The sequence below is a fragment of the Calidifontibacter terrae genome (assembly GCF_054778835.1).
This window is the reverse complement of the sequence record NZ_BAAGZF010000001.1, coordinates 506,649-528,912: the sequence shown is the minus strand read 5'-3', so window position 1 is coordinate 528,912 and position 22,264 is coordinate 506,649. Positions and strand designations below refer to the sequence as shown.

At 66.4% G+C, this 22,264-nt stretch carries 23 protein-coding genes; 8 read left to right on the top strand and 15 right to left on the bottom strand.

Annotated elements, in window-relative coordinates:
* The first annotated feature begins 1 nt into the window (after position 1).
* Both ACYU98_RS02565 and ACYU98_RS02560 read left to right on the top strand, forming a co-directional pair.
* Complete coding sequence (locus ACYU98_RS02565) at positions 2 to 1,000, top strand: metal ABC transporter permease (protein WP_460466607.1); 999 nt, start codon at positions 2 to 4, stop codon at positions 998 to 1,000.
* 5 nt (positions 1,001 to 1,005) lie between these two features.
* Positions 1,006 to 1,395, top strand: coding sequence for a Fur family transcriptional regulator (locus ACYU98_RS02560; protein ID WP_460466642.1), 390 nt, complete (start codon positions 1,006 to 1,008; stop codon positions 1,393 to 1,395).
* Positions 1,396 to 1,411: 16 nt separating this feature from the next.
* On the opposite strand, the gene ACYU98_RS02555 is transcribed toward ACYU98_RS02560, so the two are convergent.
* Both ACYU98_RS02555 and recO read right to left on the bottom strand, forming a co-directional pair.
* The gene (locus ACYU98_RS02555; RefSeq protein ID WP_460466641.1) at positions 1,412 to 2,182 is read right to left on the bottom strand and encodes an isoprenyl transferase; all 771 of its coding nucleotides are present in this window, start codon (positions 2,180 to 2,182) and stop codon (positions 1,412 to 1,414) included.
* Between the two features lie 2 nt (positions 2,183 to 2,184).
* A complete protein-coding gene (recO, locus tag ACYU98_RS02550) occupies positions 2,185 to 2,937 on the bottom strand; it encodes a DNA repair protein RecO (protein ID WP_460466606.1) in 753 nt (250 codons plus the stop codon).
* Between the two features lie 63 nt (positions 2,938 to 3,000).
* On the opposite strand from recO, the gene ACYU98_RS02545 reads away from it, so the two are divergent.
* Positions 3,001 to 4,560 carry a phytoene desaturase family protein gene (locus ACYU98_RS02545; RefSeq protein ID WP_460466605.1) on the top strand — a complete coding sequence of 520 codons (1,560 nt, stop codon included), beginning with the start codon at positions 3,001 to 3,003 and terminating at the stop codon, positions 4,558 to 4,560.
* Positions 4,561 to 4,688: 128 nt separating this feature from the next.
* Complete coding sequence (locus ACYU98_RS02540; protein ID WP_460466604.1) at positions 4,689 to 5,330, top strand: alpha-ketoglutarate-dependent dioxygenase AlkB; 642 nt, start codon at positions 4,689 to 4,691, stop codon at positions 5,328 to 5,330.
* A 13-nt stretch (positions 5,331 to 5,343) separates the two neighbouring features.
* Here ACYU98_RS02540 and ACYU98_RS02535 read toward each other — a convergent pair whose 3' ends face one another.
* From ACYU98_RS02535 to leuA, 3 genes are all read right to left on the bottom strand, one after another.
* Positions 5,344 to 5,865 (bottom strand): hypothetical protein, encoded by a 522-nt coding sequence (locus ACYU98_RS02535; protein WP_460466603.1) that lies wholly within the window; start codon positions 5,863 to 5,865, stop codon positions 5,344 to 5,346.
* Positions 5,862 to 7,100 (bottom strand): aminotransferase family protein, encoded by a 1,239-nt coding sequence (locus ACYU98_RS02530; protein WP_460466602.1) that lies wholly within the window; start codon positions 7,098 to 7,100, stop codon positions 5,862 to 5,864. Before ACYU98_RS02530 ends, ACYU98_RS02535 begins: the two co-directional genes overlap by 4 nt.
* Before the next feature lie 170 nt (positions 7,101 to 7,270).
* Positions 7,271 to 9,016 carry a 2-isopropylmalate synthase gene (gene leuA / locus ACYU98_RS02525; RefSeq protein ID WP_460466601.1) on the bottom strand — a complete coding sequence of 582 codons (1,746 nt, stop codon included), beginning with the start codon at positions 9,014 to 9,016 and terminating at the stop codon, positions 7,271 to 7,273.
* A 321-nt stretch (positions 9,017 to 9,337) separates the two neighbouring features.
* Here leuA and ACYU98_RS02520 point away from each other — a divergent pair, with 321 nt between their 5' ends.
* Positions 9,338 to 10,465, top strand: coding sequence for a M4 family metallopeptidase (locus tag ACYU98_RS02520; protein ID WP_460466600.1), 1,128 nt, complete (start codon positions 9,338 to 9,340; stop codon positions 10,463 to 10,465).
* Between the two features lie 107 nt (positions 10,466 to 10,572).
* Entirely contained in the window at positions 10,573 to 11,088 is a 516-nt protein-coding gene (locus ACYU98_RS02515) for a hypothetical protein (RefSeq protein WP_460466599.1), read from the top strand.
* On the opposite strand, the gene ACYU98_RS02510 is transcribed toward ACYU98_RS02515, so the two are convergent.
* The 8 genes from ACYU98_RS02510 to hrcA all read right to left on the bottom strand — a co-directional run bounded on the left by ACYU98_RS02510 (position 11,078) and on the right by hrcA (position 18,551).
* The gene (locus tag ACYU98_RS02510) at positions 11,078 to 11,821 is read right to left on the bottom strand and encodes a class I SAM-dependent methyltransferase (protein WP_460466598.1); all 744 of its coding nucleotides are present in this window, start codon (positions 11,819 to 11,821) and stop codon (positions 11,078 to 11,080) included. The genes ACYU98_RS02515 and ACYU98_RS02510 overlap by 11 nt on opposite strands.
* A gap of 11 nt (positions 11,822 to 11,832) precedes the next feature.
* Entirely contained in the window at positions 11,833 to 12,759 is a 927-nt protein-coding gene (gene era / locus ACYU98_RS02505) for a GTPase Era (RefSeq protein WP_460466597.1), read from the bottom strand.
* The gene (locus ACYU98_RS02500) at positions 12,756 to 14,090 is read right to left on the bottom strand and encodes a hemolysin family protein (protein WP_460466596.1); all 1,335 of its coding nucleotides are present in this window, start codon (positions 14,088 to 14,090) and stop codon (positions 12,756 to 12,758) included. The genes era and ACYU98_RS02500 overlap by 4 nt, the downstream gene beginning before the upstream one ends.
* 7 nt (positions 14,091 to 14,097) lie before the next feature.
* Complete coding sequence (gene ybeY, locus ACYU98_RS02495; protein WP_460466595.1) at positions 14,098 to 14,589, bottom strand: rRNA maturation RNase YbeY; 492 nt, start codon at positions 14,587 to 14,589, stop codon at positions 14,098 to 14,100.
* The gene (locus ACYU98_RS02490; RefSeq protein ID WP_460466594.1) at positions 14,586 to 15,614 is read right to left on the bottom strand and encodes a PhoH family protein; all 1,029 of its coding nucleotides are present in this window, start codon (positions 15,612 to 15,614) and stop codon (positions 14,586 to 14,588) included. The genes ybeY and ACYU98_RS02490 overlap by 4 nt, the downstream gene beginning before the upstream one ends.
* 61 nt (positions 15,615 to 15,675) lie before the next feature.
* Positions 15,676 to 16,416 (bottom strand): 16S rRNA (uracil(1498)-N(3))-methyltransferase, encoded by a 741-nt coding sequence (locus ACYU98_RS02485; RefSeq protein ID WP_460466593.1) that lies wholly within the window; start codon positions 16,414 to 16,416, stop codon positions 15,676 to 15,678.
* Positions 16,413 to 17,537 (bottom strand): molecular chaperone DnaJ, encoded by a 1,125-nt coding sequence (gene dnaJ / locus ACYU98_RS02480; RefSeq protein WP_460466592.1) that lies wholly within the window; start codon positions 17,535 to 17,537, stop codon positions 16,413 to 16,415. The genes ACYU98_RS02485 and dnaJ overlap by 4 nt, the downstream gene beginning before the upstream one ends.
* A gap of 9 nt (positions 17,538 to 17,546) precedes the next feature.
* Positions 17,547 to 18,551, bottom strand: a complete 1,005-nt coding sequence (hrcA, locus tag ACYU98_RS02475) for a heat-inducible transcriptional repressor HrcA (RefSeq protein WP_460466591.1) — start codon at positions 18,549 to 18,551, stop codon at positions 17,547 to 17,549.
* 111 nt (positions 18,552 to 18,662) lie between these two features.
* On the opposite strand from hrcA, the gene ACYU98_RS02470 reads away from it, so the two are divergent.
* Positions 18,663 to 19,541: a DUF3097 domain-containing protein gene (locus tag ACYU98_RS02470; RefSeq protein WP_460466590.1), complete on the top strand. Its 879-nt coding sequence runs from the start codon at positions 18,663 to 18,665 to the stop codon at positions 19,539 to 19,541.
* Positions 19,542 to 19,559: 18 nt separating this feature from the next.
* Complete coding sequence (locus ACYU98_RS02465) at positions 19,560 to 20,444, top strand: NUDIX hydrolase (RefSeq protein WP_460466589.1); 885 nt, start codon at positions 19,560 to 19,562, stop codon at positions 20,442 to 20,444.
* A 15-nt stretch (positions 20,445 to 20,459) separates the two neighbouring features.
* Here the strand turns inward: ACYU98_RS02465 and ACYU98_RS02460 are convergent, their stop codons facing one another.
* On the bottom strand, positions 20,460 to 21,899 hold the full coding sequence (locus ACYU98_RS02460; protein WP_460466588.1) for a tryptophan-rich sensory protein: 1,440 nt from the start codon (positions 21,897 to 21,899) through the stop codon (positions 20,460 to 20,462).
* Positions 21,896 to 22,180 carry a hypothetical protein gene (locus ACYU98_RS02455; RefSeq protein ID WP_460466587.1) on the bottom strand — a complete coding sequence of 95 codons (285 nt, stop codon included), beginning with the start codon at positions 22,178 to 22,180 and terminating at the stop codon, positions 21,896 to 21,898. The genes ACYU98_RS02460 and ACYU98_RS02455 overlap by 4 nt, the downstream gene beginning before the upstream one ends.
* Positions 22,181 to 22,264: the final 84 nt, after the last annotated feature.

The following is a 22,264-nucleotide window of genomic DNA, read 5'->3' as shown; positions in this document are numbered from 1 at the left end:
GATGTTGCAGCTCGACTTCATGCGCAACGCGCTGATCGCCGCTGTCCTGGTCGGTGCGGCCGCCCCCTCCGTCGGTGTCTTTCTGGTGCAACGACGCCTGTCCCTGATCGGTGACGGCCTCGGCCACGTCGCTCTCGCGGGTGTGGCGATCGGTGTCCTGACCGGACAGTCGCCCCTGCTGACTGCGCTCATCGCCGCAGTCATCTGTGCTGGTGTTGTAGAGACAATCCGAGTCAAGGGAGCCGCCAACGCCGACGTCGTTCTGGCCGTGATGTTCTACGGCGGAATCGCAGCCGGCGTCGTCCTGCTGGCGCGCGCCGGCGGGCAGGGCACCTCGATCGAGCAATATCTGTTCGGGTCTCTGCTCACCACCGCCGACGCGCAACTTTGGCAATTCGGGCTGCTCGCCGTCATTGCGGTCGGCACCACCGCCGTACTGCGCAAACGACTGTTCGCGGTCGCGAACGACGAGGAATATGCGCGTTCGGTCGGGATGCCGGTGCTGCGCACCAACCTGGCGCTGTCGGTGCTGACGTCGGTCACGATCGTGCTGTCGATGCGGGTCATCGGACTGCTGCTGATCAGCGCGCTGATGATCCTGCCTAATGCCACCGGTCAGCGACTCGGCGCGAGCTTCCGCGCCGCCACCTGGTGGGCCGTGCTCGTTGGCGCGCTCTGCGGTGCCAGTGGAGTTACTGCCTCCTACTACCTCGACACCCCATCCGGCGGCACCGTCGTGCTCTTCGCCGTTGCGGTGTTCGTCGTCGTCGCGACCGTCGTGTCAACGGTCAGCGCGGCCCGCCGCCGTCGGGCCCGCCGCAGCGGACACCCCCACCAGCACGCCGATGGCTGCGGCCACGACGCGGTGTTGCATCAGGACCACGTCGACTATGTCCACGACCACGAGTTGCACGCCGCCCACCGTGATCACCGAGGTGACCACTGGGACGACCACGGCAGCGCCGACGACCTCACTGAGCTGACCAAGGAGCGATCGTGAACGCCATTGCCAACCGGCGCCCGACCAAGCAACGAGCCGCCGTCAGCGAACTGCTCGGCTCCCTCGATGACTTCGTCACTGCCCAGGAGCTGCACACCAAATTGACCGAAGTCGGTCAAAAGATCGGGCTCGCCACGGTCTATCGCACCCTGCAGGCACTCGCGGCCGACGGAGCAGTCGACGTCCTGCGTACGGAGGACGGCGAATCCGCCTACCGACGCTGCGCCAGCGATCGGCACCATCACCACCTCGTCTGCCGAGCGTGCGGCCGTACGGTCGAGGTCGAGGGGCCGACGGTCGAGAAGTGGGCCGCCGCGGTGAGCTCCGACCACGGCTTCACCGAGGTGGAACACACGATCGAGATCTTCGGTCGTTGCGCGGACTGCGCGGGCTGAGAGTCGCTCCTGGCGGCTACTTCGCCGCGTCGACCGCCCCACCGAATCGGCGGTCACGATCGACAAAGATCTGCACCGCGCGCCAGAGGTCTTGGCGGGTGAAGTCGGGCCAGAGCGTGTCGAGGAAGACCATCTCGGCATAGGCCGACTGCCACAGCAGGAAGTTGCTGGTCCGTTGCTCCCCTGACGAGCGCACGAACAGGTCGACGTCGGGCATGTCCGGCCAGGTCAGGTTGCGCGCGATCATCCGTTCGTCAATCGACGAAGGCTTGATCTTGCCCTTCTGCACCTGTTCGGCGATCCGCTGACAGGCCTGTGCGATCTCGGCTCGTCCGCCGTAGTTCACGCACATCTGCAGCGTCATTCCAGTGTTGTTCGCGGTGATCTCCTCGGCTCGCTGCAACTCCTTCAGCACCGAACGCCACAGCCGCGGCCGTTGCCCCGACCAGCGGCACCGTACGTTCCAGGAGTTCAGCAGGTCGACGCGGCGTCGGATCACGTCGCGGTTGAACCCCATCAGGAAGCGCACCTCGTCGGGCGAACGGCGCCAGTTCTCGGTGGAGAACATGTAGGCCGAAAGATTCGGGATGCCCATCTCGAGGCAGCCGGCGATGACGTCAATGAGCTGAGCCTCGCCCGCCTCGTGACCCTTGGTGCGCGGCAGCCCGCGCTGATTGGCCCACCGACCGTTGCCGTCCATCACCATCGCGACGTGGCGCGGCACCAACTCCGCCGGGATCTGCGGCGGGGTAAGCCCGTCGACGTGCAGCGGCGGGACCTCGGGAATGGTCACGAACGAACTCCTTCGGCGCGCGGGGTGCGATCCACAAACCGCAACGATCTCACGCCGCGTTCGAGGTGCCATTGGACATAGGCCGCCACCAATCCCGTCGCTTCGTGGCGGGTGTTCTGGCCGCTGACATCAGCCACCGGCCAGTCGGCAGCCAGCAAGGCGCCCAGCAACAGGAAGGTGTCGGGGTGCGGCGCACCTGAGCCCGGCGGCCGACAGAGCCGGCAGACCGCGCCGCCGCTGGACAGGTTGAAGGCGCGGTGCGGGCCGGGGTCGCCACAGCCAGCGCAGCGATCGAAGCTCGGCGCCCAACCGGCGATCGACACGGCCCGCAGCAAGTAGCTGTCCAGGATGAGCCCACTGTCGTGGGACTGAGCAGCGAGCGCCGCGAGTCCGCCCGCGAGCAGATTGAACTGCTGAATTGCCGGTTCGCGTTCTTCGCAGAGCCGTTCGGCGGTCTCGAGCATGGCGGCGCCAGCGGTGTAGCAGCCGTAGTCGTGGGTGATCTGTTCGCCGTAGGGCGCCAGCAATTCCGCTTGGGTGACGGTGTCGAGGCTGCGGCCTTCGTAGCACTGCAAAGAGACGATCATCCCCGGCTCCAGCCGCGACCCGAACTTCGATTTCGTACGGCGGACGCCCTTAGCGACGGCGCGCAACTTGCCGCGGCCGCGGGTGAGCAGGGTGACGATCCGGTCGTGCTCCCCCAGCTTGTGGGTGCGCAGGACGATCGCGACCTCGTTGTACGTGGGCATGGTTTACCCATTGTCTCCCGCCTGTCGGCGGCGAGCGAACCGCCACACCGGTAGAAATGGGTGGTGCAGACAACGAGCCACGACATCGTCATTGTCGGCGGGGGCCACAACGGCCTGACCGCCGCCGCCTATCTTGCCCGCGCCGGGAAATCGGTGCTGCTGTTGGAGCGCAGCCCCGAACTGGGCGGCGCCACGGTGTCGGCCGATGCGTTCAACGGGATGGGCGCCCGATTGTCGCGCTACTCCTATCTGGTCAGCCTCATGCCGCAGCGGATCATCGACGACCTGGGGCTTTCCTTGCGCCTCGCACGGCGCCGGTATTCGTCGTACACGCCCGTTCCGGGAACCGACCACGGGCTGCTGATCGACAACCGGGACACCACCGCGACGCGCGCTTCATTTGAGGCGATCGGGGCTGGCGCCGACGTCGACCGATGGGGCGAGTTCTACGGCCGTACGCAGGCCCTGGCCAGCGCGCTCTGGCCGACGGTCACCGAGCCGTTGCGCCGTCGCCGCGAGGTCGATGCCCTCGTCGGCGACCGGGCCCTGATGCGTGACTTCATCGACCGTCCATTGGGCGAGGTGATCGAGTCAACGTTCGCCGACGACTTAGTGCGTGGCGTGGTTCTGACCGACGGACTCATCTCGACCTACGCCGCGGCGCACGGGGCGGATCTGCGCCAAAACATCTGTTTTCTCTACCACGTCATCGGTGGCGGCACCGGCGACTGGGACGTGCCGATCGGCGGCATGGGTCAGGTCCCGCAGCAGCTCGCCGACGTTGCCCGGAGAGCAGGGGCCGAGCTGGTGACCAGCGCGACGGTGACGGCGGTCGAAGACGGCGCCGTGACCTGGACGGACGGCGTCGCTGACCATCGAGCGACGGCCGGCACTGTCGTGTGGGCCGCCGCCCCTGCTGTGTTGGACAGGTTGATGCAGACGAAGGAATCCGTACGGGTGGAAGGGGCTCAAGTGAAGGTGAACCTCTTGTTGTCGCGACTCCCCCGACTCAAGGACAGTCGAGTGTCGCTGGCGGCGGCGTTCGGCGGCACCTTCCACATCAATGAGCTCTACACCCAACTCGAATCCGCTTATCGCACAGCCGATTCCGGATCGATCCCGACACCGATGCCAGCCGAGATCTACTGCCACTCGATCACTGATCCGTCGATCCTGACGCCCGAACTGCGGCAGTCCGGAGCGCAGACGCTCACCGTCTTCACCTTGCAGACGCCCGATCGGCTGCTCGACGGGGCGCCGGCGGATATCCGCGACCGCTTGCAGCGCGAGGTGCTCGCCTCGCTCGATTCGGTGTTGGCCGAGCCGCTGGAGGATGTCGTGCTCCGCGACCACGACGGCCAGCCCTGCATCGAGACCAAGACGACCCGCGATCTGCAGGACGCCCTAGCGATGCCCGGCGGGAACATCTTCCACGCTCCCCTCACCTGGCCGTGGGTGTCCGACGACGCCCCGCTCGACACCCCGGCGCAACGCTGGGGCGTCGACACGCCGTACGACGGGGTGCTGCTGGCGGGCGCCGGCAGTCAGCGCGGTGGTGGGGTCAGCGGCTTGGGCGGCTTTGCCGCGGCGCAGGCGCTGCTCGACAACGTCACACCGGCCTAGCGCGCTGTCGCACCGCACACGTCGCCCGACCCAAGAAAATGCGCGCCTTATCGACATCTGCCGCGCCTATAGGACGGGCGGATGTCGATAACCCGCGCGGATTTGCTGGTTGGCGTAGTATCGAACACATGTTCTACGCCTTGCAGGGTTCGCTTCTGGACCAGGAGGAGACGGTCGGGTTGCGCCCGCTGGCTGGAGCGGTTCGCCGCACGATCCTCAGCCGCGGCGCCTGGGTCGACCTCCGGCCCGGTTGGCTCACTGGAGCCGACGAATTGTTCAGTCGGCTCATGCTGGACGGCTCGGCCGGCGTCGACTGGCGGGGTGAACGACGGATGATGTACGACCGGGAGGTCGCCACTCCTCGACTGCTGCGGTTCTACGGCGCCACGGAAAAATGGCCGGATCCCGTTCTCCGCGAGGCAAACTCGCAACTATCGACCTACTACGCCGACGAACTGGGCGAACCGTTCACCACCGCTGGGATGTGCCTCTACCGCGACGGCCGAGACTCGGTGGCGTGGCACGGCGATCGCGAGGGTCGGGCCTCAACCCAAGACACGATGGTTGCGATTGTGTCCGTTGGGTCGCCGCGGAACTTGGTGATGCGGCCGGCCGGCGGCGGTGCGTCGATCAAGTTCACCGTGGGCCACGGCGACCTCTGCGTGATGGGAGGCTCGCACCAACGAACCTGGGAACATGCCATCCCGAAAACGACGACGCCGGTGGGGCCGCGGATCAGCATCCAGTTCCGGCCCCACGGCGTGCGGTAGCCCGCCCTGTCGGTCAGGACCCAGCGATGGACGCGATCAGGCCGATCAACGCGAAAAGCACCACGACGCCAACGAGTCCCCAGAGGCAGCCCTTGCCCTTCGCGGTCTGCTTCTCGAAGCCGATGCTGCCGCTGGTGAACTGGTGCAGGGGGGCCCGGTAGAACACCGGAACGCTCTGTCCGGGAGCGACATTCACCTCGAGCGAGGCCTGGCCATAGCGCCGCATCCATTGGGCGTAGAGCTCGACATGGTGCCGGCCAGGCGGAACAGGGAAGGTGTTCTGCCCGTAGGCAGCCGGCACAGCGAAGCCATCCAACAGCACGTTCGGTGTGAGCATGTTCGAGGTCATCGCACTGCCCTGAATCGTCAGGGCGATGAACCCCTGCGGCGGTCCGCCGTAGGCCGGCGGCTGCTGACCGCCGTACCCCGGCTGCTGCGGACCAGGCTGCGCACCGCCGTACACCGGTCCCTGCGGCGGCTGCTGACCGCCGTACTGCTGACCGTTCGGTCCCTGCAGCGGGTATTGGTTGCTCACACCGTCTCCTCGATCGCGGCACGGGTGACCTCGGCCAGCCGCACCACTTCTTCATCGCTCATGATGAACGCTGGCGAGAACTGCACCCCACCGGCACCGACCGCACGCGTCGCCACGCCGAGCTCGCGCATCTTCGCCACGACTGCCGGTGCCTTGGCCGGGTCCGCGAGTTGAACGGCCGCGACCGCAGCTGTGCCGCAACGAACTTCGGACACCGCCTCCAGGCTCTCCAGCGGCTTCAGCTCGCGGGCAAGCGTCTGCTCCAGCCGGGCAGCGGCATCCAGCAGGTTCTCTTGCTCGATCAGGTCGAGGTTGGCGAGCGCAACCGCCGCAGCGACCGCGTGGCCGGAATAGGTGTAGCCGTGTCGCAGCCAGCGACCGGCACCCTCGGCGTAGAACAAGTCGGCGATCTTCGGCGCGACCAGAACCGCGCCCATCGGGATGTAGCCCGAGGTCAGCCCCTTCGCGGTCGTCACGAAGTCCGGTTCGAGTCCGAACTTGCCCGATGCAAACCAGGCACCACCGATGCGTCCGAATCCGGTGACGACCTCGTCGGCGACGAACAGCACGTCGTATTCGGTGCAGATCTTGCGGACCGCCATCAGGTAGTCGTCCGGCGGCGGGAAGACGCCGCCTGCGCCCATGACGGGTTCAGCGAAGAAGGCGGCAACGTTCTCCGGCCCGAGGCGCTCGATCGTGGCGCGCAGATCCTCGGGGTCATCCCAGGCGACGTGGGCCTGGTCGGGGATCAGTTCGCCGTAACCTTGGGTGTTGCCGGCCAACCCACCCAGGGCCGTTCCGGCGTAGTGCATGCCGTGATAGGCGTTCGTCCGACCGACGATGTAGCGGCGACTGCCCTGGCCCATTTCGACCCAGTAACGGCGAGCGATCTTGGCGGCCGTCTCGACCGAGTCTGAGCCACCGGAGGTGAAGAAGACCTTGGAGCCGGGAACTGGCGCCAGCCCAGCCAATCGTTCGGCGAGGTCGATCGCCGGCCGGTTCGCGAAATCACCGAAGGTGCTGTACGCCGCCAGCGTCTCGATCTGTTGCGCCGCCGCTGCGGCCAACTCCCGCCGGCCGTGGCCGACGTTCGCGAACCACAGACCCGCTGTCGCGTCGAGGTATTCCTTGCCTGCTTCATCCCACACACGGGTGCCCTCGCCGCGCGCGACGACGAACTCGCCGTCGCGTTCGACGACTCCCATGTCCGAAAACGGGTGCCACAACGCGCCCACGCCACATTCCTTCCCACTGCAGGTGTTGGTCGACACGACCGTATCCGGTCTCCAGATCGATACTTCGTCTGCCGACGGTTCAACAAGAACATCTGTGGCAACGCCACCACTGAACAGTTCCACTAAAGGGTGTTGCCCCGGCCACTTGGCCGAGGCAACATCCTTTGTCATCAAGCCTGTTCGGCGTCTCGGGTGGCCCGGTTCACGGCCGACAAGATCGCGGTCAGCGACGCTTTGACGATGGAGCCGTGGACGCCGACGCCCCACAACACGCGGTCGCCGATGGCGCACTCCACATAGGACGCCGCCACGGCGTCTCCACCGGCGGACATCGCATGCTCGGCGTAGTCGAGAACCCGAGCGTCGACACCCAGTGTCCCGAGCGCGTCGATGAAGGCGGCGATGGGACCGTTGCCCCAGCCCTCGACCGTGATCTCCCGGCCGCGGTCCAACATCGTCGCCACCAGGTGGTCGCGGCCGTCGCCAGCTGAATTGATCGTGTGGGAGACCGGGCGGAAGCGGCCCCAGCCCTCAGACTCCAGGTCCTTGCTCGGCAGATACTCGTCGCTGAACAGCTCCCACAGCTCGGCCGGGCTGACCTCGCCGCCGCCGACATCGGTGCGCTTCTGCACCACGGCGCTGAACTCGATCTGCAAGCGCTTGGGCAGGTCCAGGCCGTACTCGGACTTGAGGATGTAGGCCGAACCACCCTTGCCGCTCTGACTGTTGACCCGGACCACTGCTTCGTACGATCGCCCGATGTCGTGTGGGTCGATCGGCAGGTAAGGCACTCCCCAGACCAACTGCTCCAGCGGCTTTCCGGAATCGGCAACCTGCCGGTCCATGTCCTCGAAGCCCTTCTTGATCGCGTCCTGGTGAGATCCGGAGAAGGCGGTGTAGACGAGGTCGCCACCCCAGGGGTGGCGCTCGGGAACACGCAACTGGTTGCAGTGTTCGACCGTACGGCGGATCTCGTCCATGTCGGAGAAGTCGATCTGCGGGTCGACACCCTGGCTGAACAGGTTCATCCCGAGGGTCACCAGGCAAACGTTGCCGGTGCGCTCGCCATTGCCGAACAGGCAGCCTTCGATCCGATCGGCACCAGCGAGATAGCCGAGTTCGGCCGCCGCGACGCCCTCCCCGCGGTCGTTGTGGGGGTGCAAGGACACGATGATCGACTCGCGCCGGTCCAGGTGACGGATCATCCACTCGATGGAATCCGCGTAGACGTTCGGCGTGGCCATCTCGACCGTCGCCGGCAGGTTGATGATCATTTTGCGGTCAGGGGTCGGGTCGATGACCTCGACGACCTCGTTGCAGATCCGCGCCGCGAACTCCAGCTCGGTTCCGGTGTAGGACTCCGGCGAGTATTCGTAGAAGATCTGCGTCTCGGGAACGGTCTCTTCCAGCTTCTTGCACAACCGCGCGCCCTGCAGCGCAATGTCGACGATGCCGTCCTGGTCGAGGCCGAAAACCACGCGGCGCTGCAAAACCGAGGTTGAGTTGTAGAAGTGCACGATCGCGGTGTGGGCGCCCCTGATCGCGTCGAAGGTGCGCTCGACGAGGTGATCGCGGCACTGCGTCAACACCTGAATGGTGACGTCATCGGGGATGTGACCGCCATCGATCAACTCGCGGACGAAGTCGAAGTCAGTCTGGCTCGCGGAGGGGAATCCGACCTCGATCTCCTTGTAGCCCATGCGGACCAGCAACTTGAACATGCGCATCTTGCGCTCGGAGTTCATCGGATCGATGAGGGCCTGGTTTCCGTCACGCAGGTCGACGGCGCACCAGCGCGGGGCCTTCGTGATCTTCCGGTCTGGCCAGGTGCGGTCGGGCAACTCGAAGCGGATCTGCTCGTTGTACGGCTGATACTTCGCGATCGGCATCGGGGTGGGCTGCTGCGGGTGAATCATGTGGTCCTCGTCTGGGAGCTGTGGGCTCGGCCCGGGCAGGAGCAACTCCGCGACGAGGAAGGCCGATGGATCAGGCCTCGCCGCGGCAGCCAAGGAGGAGCATCGCCACAAGCATCTGCACGCGCCCACCATACGACCCGGGGCCGGCGCCGTCACGGACCCTCTCAACGAGCGGACACCCCGCTGTTGGTGACAGATGAAAGACTCGCTCGCGTGACCGATATCTGGGTGGATACGGCTCGTTCGCGCGACTGAAGCGAGCGTTGTATTTCCTGACCAAGTCTTGACGATGTTGTCGGTGGGGAGGCGCACGATAGAGCTATGGACACCATCACCTGCTGCTCGATCGTCCCGCCCCATCTCCTTGCTCGGCTGGCCCGCTCCGACAACGAGCGCGTCGCCCGCGCCGCCGAGCGAACCCTCGCCGTGCAGATCACTACCGTCGGTCGGCGGGAGGTGCGCGGCAGTCGCCCGCGACCTGACCAGCCAGGCGGGCGCGGGCTGATACCCGACCACCTCCAACCCGACCAGAAGCGGGCAATCGTTCCCCCTACAGAGACCACGTCGGCGGCGGTGCAACGCTCCATCCACGATGCCGGCCACCGCACCACGTTGCCGGGCGTCTTGGTGCGGGCCGAAGGGGCGACGGCGAGCTCCGACGACTCGGTGAACGAGGCCTACGACGGCCTCGGCGACACCTGGTCACTGCTGTTCGACGTGTTCGGTCGCAACTCCCTCGATGGCCGTGGCCTCGAACTTGTTGCCTCCGTTCACTACGACAAGGACTTCGACAACGCCTACTGGGACGGCGAACAGATGGTCTTCGGCGACGGCGACGGGGTCTACTTCTCCTCGTTCACCGACAGCGTCGATGTCATCGGCCACGAACTCACGCACGGCTTGACGCAATACACCGCGGGTCTGGTCTACATCGGTCAGTCGGGCGCGCTGAACGAGTCCGTCTCGGACGTCTTTGGCTCGATGGTCAAGCAGCGAGTGCTCGGCCAATCCGCGAAAGAGGCCGACTGGTTCATCGGCGAGGGCCTGTTCACCGCGAAGGTGAATGGCAAGGCGTTGCGTTCGATGAAGGCGCCCGGAACGGCCTACGACGATCCTCACCTCGGCAAGGACCCCCAACCCGACTCGATGGCCGGTTACCAGGACCTCCCCCACACCGACGCTGGTGACAATGGCGGCGTCCACATCAACTCGGGCATCCCGAATCGGGCGTTTTACCTCGCCGCCACCGGCATCGGTGGAAACAGTTGGGAGGGGGCTGGCCCGATCTGGTTCGACACCCTCACCCAAGGCGCGCTGCCCAAGGACTCCTCGTTCGCGACGTTCGCCGACGCCACCATCAGCGCGGCCGGCAAACGCTACGGCGGTGGGTCGTCGCAGGAAGACGCGGTGCGCGCCGCGTGGACAACGGTCGGAGTCCTCAACGCTTGAGGTAGGGCGCTTGAGGTAGGGCCCTGATCGATGTATCTGGAGAGCTGGTCGCCGCCTCCTTGTTGTCAGGCGGCCCATCCGAGCCGCCGGACAAGAGAGGAACGCTCATGCCCAGTGCAGCAGATCTCATCAGTGCCATTGCCCGTGGTCAGCTTTCGTTCGCCGGTCGCAGCCGGCTCGAGTTCATCGCATCGATCGATGACCGGGTCTGGGAACTCGTCGCTGGTGGACCGCAAGGCCAGCGCGAATACCGCCGCGGTGACTACGCCTCGCTCAATCCGCAGCCTCTGCCCCCACACGAGATAGGTCGGTTGTTGATGGATCTCATGGCCCGCGGAATCATCATCGTCAGTGGACGTGATGGTGCTGCCATGAACGCATTCCAGGAAGACCTGGAGGATTGGTGCGGAACCCCGTGGCCGCGACACTGGCCGTGGCCCGGTCCCGGCCCCTTCCCGCCACCGGAGTTCGATCCGAGCGGCGACTTCCACCGCTCAGCTCTTATCGGCGGAGCGTTGGCTGCGGCGGAGCTGGCCGCTCGCTACCCCGCCGGAGACATGCACGACGTTTTCGAAAAGGGCGCCCAGCGACTGACCGAGGCCGCGCTCACCCTCAGCGCTTGATGTCCGGCAATCGTCGGATCGCGAAGTAGTTCTCGTCGATCTCCTCGATCCCGAACTTGCCGATCGGGATCTCGTCCAACACCAGGTCTTCGTCCAGACCCCACGGGGTCACCTTGGTGACCACCTCACGCACCTTCTGCCCGTCACGCAGGACAACATACGTGTTCGTGATCTCCATCCGGTTATCCCGGATCGGCGCCGCCTCGAACCATCGCTGGTATTCGTGGCGACCCATCGTCGCGCTGCTGGTCAGCTTCTTTTCGATCGACGTCTCCGGCACACCGCCGTACGACCTCGACATCAGGATGGGAGCTCCCGGGAGCAATACCTGCGCCATCCGCTGCCAGAACTCATCACGGGCTCGGCCGCCCAGGAAGTAGATGACGTTGAACAGGAGCGCGCCACCACAGTTCTCGGGCAACCAGCAGTCGAGGATCGACTCCGGCAAAACCGTCGTACGCTCCCGGATCTCCGGCTGCTCGGCGATGCGCAACATCAGCAGGGCGCGCATGATCGGGTCGGGCTCGACGGTCAGGATCTCGCTGCCCGGGAACTGTTGGGCCAGGGCGATGGTCGTCAGCCCCGAGCCCGAACCGATGTCGACCAACGGCCGACCGGCCAGCAGTTGAGCTTTCTCCCACGGGATGGTGTGAACGTAATCGCGTTCCGGGTCGACCGGAATGCGCAGCGTGTCACCGAACTCGGCCCAGGCCAGGTTCTCCAGATCGGTCATCGCGCCGCCGCTCAGAAGCCCAGCTTGGACAGCTGGTTGGGATCGGTCTGCCAGTCCTTGGCCACCTTCACGTGCAAGTCCAAGAACACCCGCTGGCCGAGCAGTTCCTCGATCGCGACCCGGGCGGTGCTGCCGACCTCGCGCAGGCGGGAGCCGCCGCGGCCGATAATGATCGCCTTCTGCGAGGGACGCTCGACGTAGACATTGACGCGGATGTCCATCAGCGGCTTGCCCACCGGGCGGTCCTCGCGCGGGATCATCTCGTCGACGACGACAGCGAGGCTGTGCGGCAACTCATCGCGTACGCCCTCCAAGGCCGCCTCGCGGACCAGTTCGGCCACCATGATCAGCCGGGGCTCGTCGGTAAGGACGTCGTCCGGATAGAGCTTCGGCGACAGCGGCAGGTGGGAAGCGAGCACCTCGGCGACGGTGTCGACCTGGGTACCCTTGACCGCCGAACAAGGCACGATGTCCTGCCAGTCGCCGAGCTGGTCGATGGCGATGAGGTGTTCGGCCATCCGGTCTCGGGGAACGGAGTCGGCCTTTGTGGCCAGCGCGACCACGGGCTTGCGGCGCCCACGGCGCAACTCGGCCAATTCCTGAGCAATGAACTGATCGCCGGGACCAATCTTCTGGTCGGCAGGCAGGCAGAACCCGATCACGTCGACATCCATCAGGGTCTCGTGGACCACCGCGTTGAGCCGCTGCCCGAGCAGGGTGCGCGGCTTGTGCAGACCCGGGGTGTCGACCAGCACCAGCTGGGAGTGCTCGTCGGTGCGGATGCCGCGGATGGTGTGGCGGGTCGTCTGCGGCTTGCTGGAGGTGATCGCCACCTTCTGGCCAACAAGCGCGTTGGTGAGCGTCGATTTGCCGGCATTGGGCCGTCCCACCAGGCACGCAAAGCCCGCCCTGTAGTCCGTCGGCTCGTTGCTGCTCATTCGCTTTTCCTTCCCGCTTCTTCGTCGCGTTGACGAAGTATGTCGGACACATCCGGCTCATCCGCAGTGTCCTCCTGCGGCGGCACCCGGTCGACCACGACGGTCGCAATCTGATGCCGTCGGCCGGCCATTCGTTCGGCGCTGAGGTGCATGCCCGCAATCTCGACCGTCGCACCGACCAGCGGAACCCGCCCCAAAATCTTGGTGAGCAGACCGCCGACGGTGTCGACATCGTCGTCCTCGACGTGCACCGCGAACAGTTCGGCGAAATCGTCGACCGCCATCCGGGCCGGAACCCGGGTCGTGCCGTCGTCGAGCACCTCGACCTGCGGTGTCGCGCGGTCGAACTCATCGTCGATTTCGCCGACGACCTCTTCGAGGATGTCCTCGAGGGTGACCAGACCAGCGGTTCCGCCGTATTCGTCGATGACGATCGCAGAGTGGCGCCGTTGTGCTTGCATCTCGCGCAGCAGATCGTCGGCCGGCTTGCTATCCGGAACGAAGGCGGCGTCGCGCATCAATTCGTGGACCTGCTGATCACGGTGGTCCTCGCGGCCACTGGTCAGGCGTGCGGCGACATCCTTGAGATAGAGCATCCCCTCGACGTCATCGGGGCCACCGTCGACCACCGGGACCCGGGAGAAGCCGGACCGGTTGAACAATGACATCGCGTTGCGCAGCGTCTTGTCCCGCTCGATGGTGACGACGTCCGTACGCGGGACCATCACCTCGCGGGCGATGGTGTCGCCGAGCTCGAACACCGAGTGGATCATCTTGCGTTCTTCGGCTTCGATCAGGTCCGATTCGCCGGCAAAGTCGACGAACTCGCGCAGCTCGGCCTCGGAATCGAATGGGCCGTCGCGGAAACCGCGACCGGGAGTTGCGGCGTTGCCGACGGTGACGAGCAGGTGGGCGATCGGTCCGAGGAGGTCTCGCATCCAGCTCACCGCCGGAGCGGTCGCCAGCGCGATGGCGCCCGCGTGGCGACGACCGAGCGTTCGAGGTGAGACCCCGACGACCACGAAACTGACGACTGCGAGAATCGCGATCGACACTCCGAGCACCGCCCAGATGTTCTCGAACCAGCGGTAGATCGCAATGGTGACCAGCACCGCAGCGGCCATCTCGGCGATGACGCGCAGGAAGTTCAGGACCATCAGGGCCGGACTGCTGTCCTCGACCAACTCCGCGAGCGCCGGTGCACCGCGGCGGTCCTCAGCGGTGAACTCCTCGACCTGGGTTCGCCCGACGCGCCCCAGGGCGCTCTCGACTGCGGCCAGGGTGGCGCCGATGACCACCGCGCAGAACGCGGCGACAAGCAGGGGGATCACGAAGCGGTCACTCCCCCGACGGCGGGGTGATCGTGTGGCCGGAACGGGGCCGGCGCGCCAGGAAGGTCAACAACAGGGTGCGTTGCAGGTCGAACATCTCGCGCCGTTCCTGCGGTTCGGCGTGGTCGAATCCGAGCAGGTGCAGGATCCCGTGGACGGTAAGGAGCAGCAGCTCTTCCTCGGTAGTGTGACCGGCCTGCTCGGCCTGTTGAGCGGCCACTGTGGGACACAGGACAAGGTCGCCGAGGATGCCCTCGTCGGGCTCCTCGCCATCGCGGCCCGGACGCAACTCGTCCATCGGGAAGCTCATCACGTCGGTCGGACCCGGCAGGTCCATCCACTTGACGTGCAGGACCTCCATCGCCGCTTCGTCGATGATGGTGATCGCCAAGTCCGCCTCGGGGTGAACGCGCATCTCCTGCATCGTCCAGACGGCGCAGTCGTGCAACTCATCAAGGTCGACCTCGACGTCGGTCTCGTTGAGAACGTCGATGCTCATGAACGCTCCTCGCCCGGGGTCGCGCTGCGACGCGGGCCGGAGCGGCCCTTGGCGTCATAGACGCCGTAGGCCTCCACGATCGCTCCCACCAGGCGGTGGCGCACGACGTCTTGGGCGGTCAGGTGGGAGAAGTGCACGTCGTCGACACCCTCGAGAATGTCCTGCACCGTTCGCAGACCCGAGATGGTTCCGCCCGGCAGATCGACCTGGGTGACGTCACCGGTGACGACCATTTTCGAGCCGAACCCAAGGCGGGTGAGGAACATCTTCATCTGTTCGGCCGAAGTGTTCTGCGCCTCGTCGAGGATGATGTAGGCGTCGTTGATCGTACGGCCGCGCATATAAGCCAGCGGCGCAACCTCGACCGTTCCGCTGGCCATCAGCCGCGGAATCGACTCGGGGTCGACCATGTCGTGCAGCGCGTCGTAGAGCGGCCTCAGGTAAGGGTCGATCTTGTCGTTCAGCGTTCCCGGCAGGAAGCCGAGTCGCTCACCGGCCTCGACCGCGGGTCGCGTCAGGACGATCCGCTTGACCTCCTTGGCCTGCAGCGCAGCAACCGCCTTCGCCATTGCAAGGTAGGTCTTGCCGGTGCCGGCTGGTCCGATGCCGAAGACGATCGTGTTCTTGTCTATCGCATCGACATATTCCTTCTGACCGACGGTCTTGGGCCGGATGGTGCGGCCGCGACTGCTGACAATGTTCATCGTCAACACATCGGCGGGACGGTCCTGGGTGTGGCCGCGCAGCATGCTGATGGAGCGCTCGACGGCATCGCGATTCAGCGGGTGTCCACCGTCGACGATGGTGACCAGCTCATCGAGCAGGTCTTCCACCAGGGCCATGTCGCCGGGGTCACCCTGCAGGTGCAGTTCGTTGCCGCGCACGTGGATGTCCAGTCGCGGGAACGCGCGCTCCATCGTGGTCAGCAGTTCGTCGCGGGGTCCGAGCAACTGCACCATCTGCACGTCTGGCGGGATCGTGACGGTGTGGGAGGTCGCAAGGGTCTGATGGTCGCTGTCTGTCATCGTGTATCCCATTCTACGGTCCGGCGGGTCAGCGTTCATCCGGAAAACCCGCTGGTGGGGCTCAGCGCGCCCAGCGCGTACGGCTCATCACGACGGCGAGCGCCGCGGGGCCGGCGCTGGAGGATCGCAGGACATGTGGACCCAGCCGTACGGTGTGTGCCCCGGCCGCGGTGAGCAGGTCGAGTTCCGTGGGGGTGATGCCGCCCTCGGGCCCAACGACGAGCACTACCGGCTCGGCGCCGACCTCGATCGACGAGATGGAAGTCTCAGCATCCTCGTGGAGAACCAACACCGTTGCGTCCGAACACAATTGGGTCAGACCACCGCGAGCAAGCAAGGGCGCGACGGTAGGCACCGTCGCCCGGCGGGACTGCTTGGCAGCCGCTCGGACGACCTGCTCCCATTTGCGCGCCGCCTTCGCGCCGCGTTCGCCCTTCCACTGCACGATCGACCGCTCGGCCTGCCAAGGCACGACCACGTCTACCCCGAGTTCGGTGGCGGCCTCGATTGCCTGGTCATCGCGGTCACCCTTGGCCAAGGCCTGAACGAGCGTGACGTGGGGCAGACCGGGTGAGGCATCGCCCACGGCCTCGACCCGCACGTCCAGCCGGTCGTTGCCGGCCGCGACCACAACCCCGTCAGCGACCGTTCCGGAGCCGTCGGCGAGCAGCACCTGCTCCCCCGGCGCAAGCCGCTTCACCGTGGCGGCATGGCGCCCCTCGGCCCCCTCCAACGCGACGAGCTGACCGGCCAATACATTCGCCAGCCGGCCCTCGTCGAGCAGGAACAGGGGTGCGGTCACTTGCCCGCCCAGACGTCGCGGATCTTGCCGAACAGCCCCTTGTCCGCGCGCTGGAAGTTCGCCTCGGGCGTCTCCTCACCGCGGACCTCCGCCAGCTGACGCAGCAGATCCTGTTGTGCCGCATCGAGTTTGGTGGGAGTGCGGACGTTCGCGTGGACATGAAGGTCACCGCGAGTGTTCATCCGCAGGTGGGTCACCCCCAGGCCCCTCAGGGTGATCACGTCGCCCGGCTGGGTGCCGGCCTCGATCGCGACGTCGCGCTGCCCATCGAGGGTCTCCAGCGGCAGGCTCGCGCCCAGGGCAGCGGCCGTCATCGGCAAGTCGACCGAGCAGTGCAGGTCGTCGCCCTGACGCTGGAAGGTGGCGTGCTTGCGCACCCGGATCTCGACGTACAGGTCGCCGTGGGGGCCGCCGCCGGGGCCGATTTCGCCCTCGCCGGTCAGCTGAATGCGAGTGCCGGTGTCGACACCGGCCGGGATCTTGATGGTCACTACACGGCGGTCGCGGCGACGGCCCTCGCCGGAGCAGTCGACACACGGGGACTCGATGATCTCCCCGACCCCACGACACGCGCCGCAGGGGCGAGTGGCCATGACCTGGCCCAGGAAGGTGCGCTGGACCTGCTGCACCTGACCAACGCCGTGGCAGACATCGCAGGTGTGCCGTCCGGTGCCCGGCCGAGCACCGTCGCCCTGGCAGGTCTCACACAGCACGGCAGTGTCGAACGACAGGTCTTCGTTGCTGCCGAAGACGGCAGTCGACAGGTCGACGTTCAGCGGGATGAGGGCGTCCTGGCCGCGCTGCACGCGCGATCGCGGACCTGCGGAGCCACCAGCGGCACCGCCACCGAAGAACGCGTCCATGATGTCGGTGAAGCTGAAGTTGCCGCCGAAACCGCCGGTGGCACCGCCGTACGGATCGGCACCCATGTCGTACTGCTGGCGTTTGTCGGCGTCGGACAACACCTCGTAGGCCTGCGAGATCTTCTTGAACTCGGCCTCCGCTTCCGGGCCGGGGTTCACGTCGGGGTGCAATCGGCGGGCCTGCTTACGGTAGGCGCGCTTGATCTCCTCCGGAGAGGCGTCCTTGGTCACGCCGAGGTCGGCGTAGTAGTCGTTCACGAACTTCCTTTACTGCTCGAGGATCTCGGACACGTAGCGGGCGACAGCGCGAACCGCCGCCATCGTTGTCGGGTAGTCCATCCGGGTTGGGCCCAGCACTCCCAGACCGCCCGCGGTGTAGCGGGTGCTGACGATGGAGGTGCTGCCCAGGCCTTCCAGCCCCTGAACGGTGTTCTCTTCACCAATGCTGACCATCACCATGTCGTCGGCGGCCATCTGCTGGAACAACCGCAGGAGCACCACATGTTCTTCCAGCGCATCGAGCACTGGGCCGACGGAGCGGGCAAAGTCGCCGCCGGCGCGCGCCAGATTGGCCGTTCCAGCCATCACGACTCGCTCTTCACGCTCGTCGCCAAGAGCGGCTGCGATGCCGGCCACCGAAGACCGCAGCGGTTCATTCGCCTCAGACTGAGTGGTTGCGCCCCAGTCGAGCAACGCCACCGACGCGTCGGCGAGGTGCTTCCCCTGGACCTGCTCGTTGACGATCGTGCGAAGGCGATCGACCGCGGCCGGGTCGTGAGCCACGCTGACGACCCGTTGGTGAACCCGGCCGGTCGACAGGATGATCACCGTCATCAACCGCATCTCGGTCAACGACACCAATTCGATGTGGCGAACGGTCGCCCGATTCAGCGTCGGGTATTGCATCACCGCGACCTGCTGGGTCAATGACGACAGCAGTCGTACGGTCCGGTCGACGACGTCGTCCAGATCGGCCGCCTGCTCCAGGAAGGTCTCGATCGCGCCGCGCTCGGGGCGCGACAGCGGCTTCATGTTGTCGATCCGGTCAACGAACCGCCGGTAGCCGGCATCGGTAGGCACCCGTCCAGCGGAGGTGTGCGGGGCGCTGATCAGCCCCTCCTCCTCCAACGCCGCCATGTCGTTGCGGATCGTGGCGGCGCTAACCCCGAGGTGGTGGCGATCAAGCAGCGCCTTACTGCCCACGGGTTCGGACGTGGCGACATAGTCCTGCACGATCGCGCGCAACACATCAAGTCGTCGTTCCTCGCTCATGGCACCTCCCGCCGTTTGGCACTCTGGACAATCGAGTGCCAATTCTACGTCGTCCGCGCGCTCGGGCGTGTCCCCTCCCGGGTGACGTTCATCGCGTCCTACGGTGGCGCGGTGAGTTACGACCGATACGGCAGCGACATCCTCTCCAGCGACTGGCGCGCACCCAAGCGCGGCCGCTCGGTCGATGTCCCCGCGGAGAAAGACCTGGTGGTCGAGGATGCCGAGTCCGGCTATGTCGGCGCGGTCGTACGGGTGGAGAAGGCCGGCGGCATGCACGTCGTCCACCTGGAAGACCGACGCGGCAAACTCAAGGCGTTCCCCCTCGGCGCAGGCTTCCTGATCGACGGTCGTCCCGCCACCCTCGTACGGCCGAAACCGGCTGACGCTCAAGCACTTTCGGCCGCCCGGCAGGCGACCTCCCGCACCGCGAGTGGCTCGGTGGCCGTGGCCGGCCAGCAGGCGCGTGTCGCCCTCGGCTCGCGGATCTTCGTCGAGGGAAAACACGACGCCGAACTGGTCGAAAAGGTGTGGGGTGACGACCTGCGCGTTGAAGGTGTCGTCGTCGAGATGCTCGACGGGGTCGATGACCTGGCGAGCGTGATCCGCGACTTCAACCCCACGGCGCAGCGCCGGATGGGGGTGCTGGTCGACCACCTGGTGACCGGGTCGAAGGAAGACCGGATCGTCCAGGTCGCCCGCAAGGTGCCCCAGGCCCGCGATCACGTGTTGATCCTCGGGCACCCCTACATCGATGTCTGGCAGAGCGTTCGGCCCGAGCGCCTGGGGTGGGAGGCCTGGCCGGTGATCCCGCGCGGCACCTCCTGGAAACACGGCATCCTGGCCGAACTCGGCTGGCCGCATAACACCCAGGCCGACGTCGCCCGCGGGTGGAAGCGGATCCTGGGAACCGTCACCTCGTACGCCGATCTGCAGCCCGAACTCCTGGGGCGCGTCGAGGAGCTCATCGACTTCGTCACCGCCCCGGTCTGACCGATTACGGTTAAGCCCGTGCCCCACGACATCTCCGCCGCCGCACTCGCCGCCGAACTGGTTGCGGTGGTCCTGTCGGTGGGCGAGGAACCCATGGTGCTCGCCGCGGGCGAGCCGCTGCACCTACCGTCCGGGCCGCTGCGCACCGACCACCATTCGTTGCAGAACGGTGTGCGCGCCTTCGCAGAGGAACAGACCGGCCAGGCCCTGGGTCACATCGAACAGCTCTACACGTTCGCTGACCTGGGCCGTTCGAGCGCGGCCGCCCGGTCGATTTCGATCTCCTACCTCGGCCTGACCCGGCCCTCCGCCGATCCCGGCTGGCGGCCTGTCTATGCGCTACTGCCGTGGGAAGACCGCCGCTCACCCGCCTCCGACGACCTCTGCCGTGAGCTGCGCGCGAGTTTGGCCACAGTCGGCAGCGACCTCGCGCAGCGGGCCGATCATCTCTTCGCCACGGGCCCAGACCTCTGGCGACCGGAGCTGGTGCTACAACGCTACGAACTGCTATGGGAAGCTGGGCTGGTCGACGAATCTCCTTCTGCCGCAGATCGATCCATCGACACTGGCAGTGGAATGTCGATGGACCACCGGCGAATCCTGGCCACCGCGCTCTCCCGACTGCGCTCCACATTGCAATACAGGCCGGTGGTGTTCGAGTTGTTGCCGCCGACGTTCACCCTCGGTCGGTTGCAGGCGGTCGTCGAGGCGCTCGCCGGGCAGACCATGCACAAACAGAACTTCCGCCGAGTCGTGGAGAACCAACACCAGTTGGTCGAGCAGACCGACGAGATCGACCACTCCACCGGTGGTCGCCCAGCCCGCCTCTACCGCTTCCGGCGCGAGGTTCACGCCGAGCGACTGCAAGCCGGAACCAAACTCCCGCTGCCGCGCGCTCGCTGAGTCAACCCAGCCAGGTCAGCGGCGACGGTTGAGCGATCCGATGCGCGCGGTCAGCACAGCCGCGAATCCGGTCCACAGCGCGTACGGCGCCAGCACCGCGCCCTTCTCCGGTGACACTGCGCGAGAGCGGCGAACCAGATCTGCGCTGCTCACCGCGAGGGCGACAGCCTCGAACGCCGCCGTGGTTGGCCGGTGGCGGCCGAAAAACAGGATGCTCCATCCCGCATTGAGAGCGAGGTTCGCCCCCAATGCGACTGCGTACGAACGCCGTTCGGTGGATCGCCCCGTCTCGGCGAGGTCAGCCAGGCTGAGGGCGGAAACCAGGGCGATATCGGTGTAGAGCGCAGTCCAGACCAACGGAAAGGCAACAGCAGGTGGCTGCCAAGACGGGGTGCGCAGCTCTCGATACCACCTACTCGAGGGGTCAGTCGCCGCCCCGCCAACCAGGGCCGTCGCCGCGACGGCCGCTGTCGTGGCGGCGAGCGTACGGACCCAGCGGTGCTGGTGATCCTGGGGCGCGGCCCGACGTACGGCCTCATCGAACGGCAGAACTCCGCCCGGCGGCGGACCCACCAGCTCGTCAAGGTCGCGTTCCTGAACGACAGTGTCGTGCAACAGGCTCCCGACCAGCGGCTTCGCCAACTCGGTTCCCACCGGCGTGACGAGTCCGATCCAGCGCGCGCCAAGGTTCGCGGTGGTCACCGGCGCGATGAACGCCGGGCGCGGTAGGCGCCCGGTGGCCCGGGCATAACGGCTGATCATCTCGCCATAACGCAGCGCCTCCGGTCCCCCGATGTCGAAGGTGCGGTTGAGGTCGGGCGGCAGATCCGCGGCGGCAACCAGGTAGTGGACGGCATCCGTCACCGCGATCGGCTGGATGCGATTGCGGACCCATCGCGGCGCGACGATCGCCGGCAACCGCTCGGCGAGATGGCGCATCATCACGAACGACGCAGACTCTGCCCCAATAACGACGCCGGCCTGCAATGCTGCAGTTGGCACACCTGAGTCGAGCAGGATCTTGCCGACGGCGACTCGGGAGGCGAGATGCTCGGACAGTTCTTCATCCCGCGGGTGCAGTCCGCCCAGGAAGACAATGCGTGAGACCTGTTGCGCGCGAGCCGCGTCGGCAAATGTGGTCGCCATCCGCTCTTCGGCCTGCGCGAAGTCATCACCCTGACCCATGGAGTGCAGGAGATACCAGGCGACGTCGACGTCAGCGAGCGCCTCGGCGACAGCTTGGGGATCGGTCGCGTCGCCCTCCACCACCTGCGCACGGCCGGGCGTTGCGGGCTCACCGTCCGGAACGACCAGCCCACCCCACGGCAAGTCACGGACGGCGTCAGCGTGACGACTGAGCAAGCGCACGCGCCAACCGCGACGCAGCAACTCCTGCGCCACTTCGCCGCCGACATAGCCGGTGGCACCCGTCACAAGTGCCAAACGTTCGCTCATACCGTTGCCTCCTGGATCAGTCGATCGGTCAGCCGGGCCCATTCGGCCCCAGCCCATCGTGTCAAAGGCGGCAGCACCACGATCGTCTCACTGGTCCAGATCAGCTGAATGATCATCGGCGACTGGACGCCGCCCTTGACCCGTCGCGCAGTGCCGGTGATCACCATCGTTGCCGCCGTCACGATCTGCCGACGGCGGAAGCTGCGGGCATCTTGATGGTGGTCTCGCTCAACCGGTTGCAGCCACGGCATCTTCGCGAGTCGTCGTGTCGTCGTGTTCATCCACGCCTCCCCTTCACGCCATCCGCAGGATCCCTACTGCGCACTCTTGGCGCAGCTCCTCGGGATCGAACGTAACTTCTGCCG

What these genes read in the sequence shown, in the direction of transcription:
- ACYU98_RS02520 (WP_460466600.1), top strand. Translation starts at nt 9,338, where the DNA reads ATGGACACCATCACCTGCTGCTCGATCGTCCCGCCCCATCTCCTTGCT.
- era (WP_460466597.1), bottom strand. Translation starts at nt 12,759, where the DNA reads ATGAGCAGCAACGAGCCGACGGACTACAGGGCGGGCTTTGCGTGCCTG.
- hrcA (WP_460466591.1), bottom strand. Translation starts at nt 18,551, where the DNA reads ATGAGCGAGGAACGACGACTTGATGTGTTGCGCGCGATCGTGCAGGAC.
- ACYU98_RS02490 (WP_460466594.1), bottom strand. Translation starts at nt 15,614, where the DNA reads ATGACAGACAGCGACCATCAGACCCTTGCGACCTCCCACACCGTCACG.
- leuA (WP_460466601.1), bottom strand. Translation starts at nt 9,016, where the DNA reads ATGATTCACCCGCAGCAGCCCACCCCGATGCCGATCGCGAAGTATCAG.
- ACYU98_RS02460 (WP_460466588.1), bottom strand. Translation starts at nt 21,899, where the DNA reads ATGAGCGAACGTTTGGCACTTGTGACGGGTGCCACCGGCTATGTCGGC.
- ACYU98_RS02510 (WP_460466598.1), bottom strand. Translation starts at nt 11,821, where the DNA reads ATGACCGATCTGGAGAACCTGGCCTGGGCCGAGTTCGGTGACACGCTG.
- ACYU98_RS02455 (WP_460466587.1), bottom strand. Translation starts at nt 22,180, where the DNA reads ATGAACACGACGACACGACGACTCGCGAAGATGCCGTGGCTGCAACCG.
- ACYU98_RS02565 (WP_460466607.1), top strand. Translation starts at nt 2, where the DNA reads ATGTTGCAGCTCGACTTCATGCGCAACGCGCTGATCGCCGCTGTCCTG.
- ACYU98_RS02540 (WP_460466604.1), top strand. Translation starts at nt 4,689, where the DNA reads ATGTTCTACGCCTTGCAGGGTTCGCTTCTGGACCAGGAGGAGACGGTC.
- ACYU98_RS02515 (WP_460466599.1), top strand. Translation starts at nt 10,573, where the DNA reads ATGCCCAGTGCAGCAGATCTCATCAGTGCCATTGCCCGTGGTCAGCTT.
- ybeY (WP_460466595.1), bottom strand. Translation starts at nt 14,589, where the DNA reads ATGAGCATCGACGTTCTCAACGAGACCGACGTCGAGGTCGACCTTGAT.
- recO (WP_460466606.1), bottom strand. Translation starts at nt 2,937, where the DNA reads ATGCCCACGTACAACGAGGTCGCGATCGTCCTGCGCACCCACAAGCTG.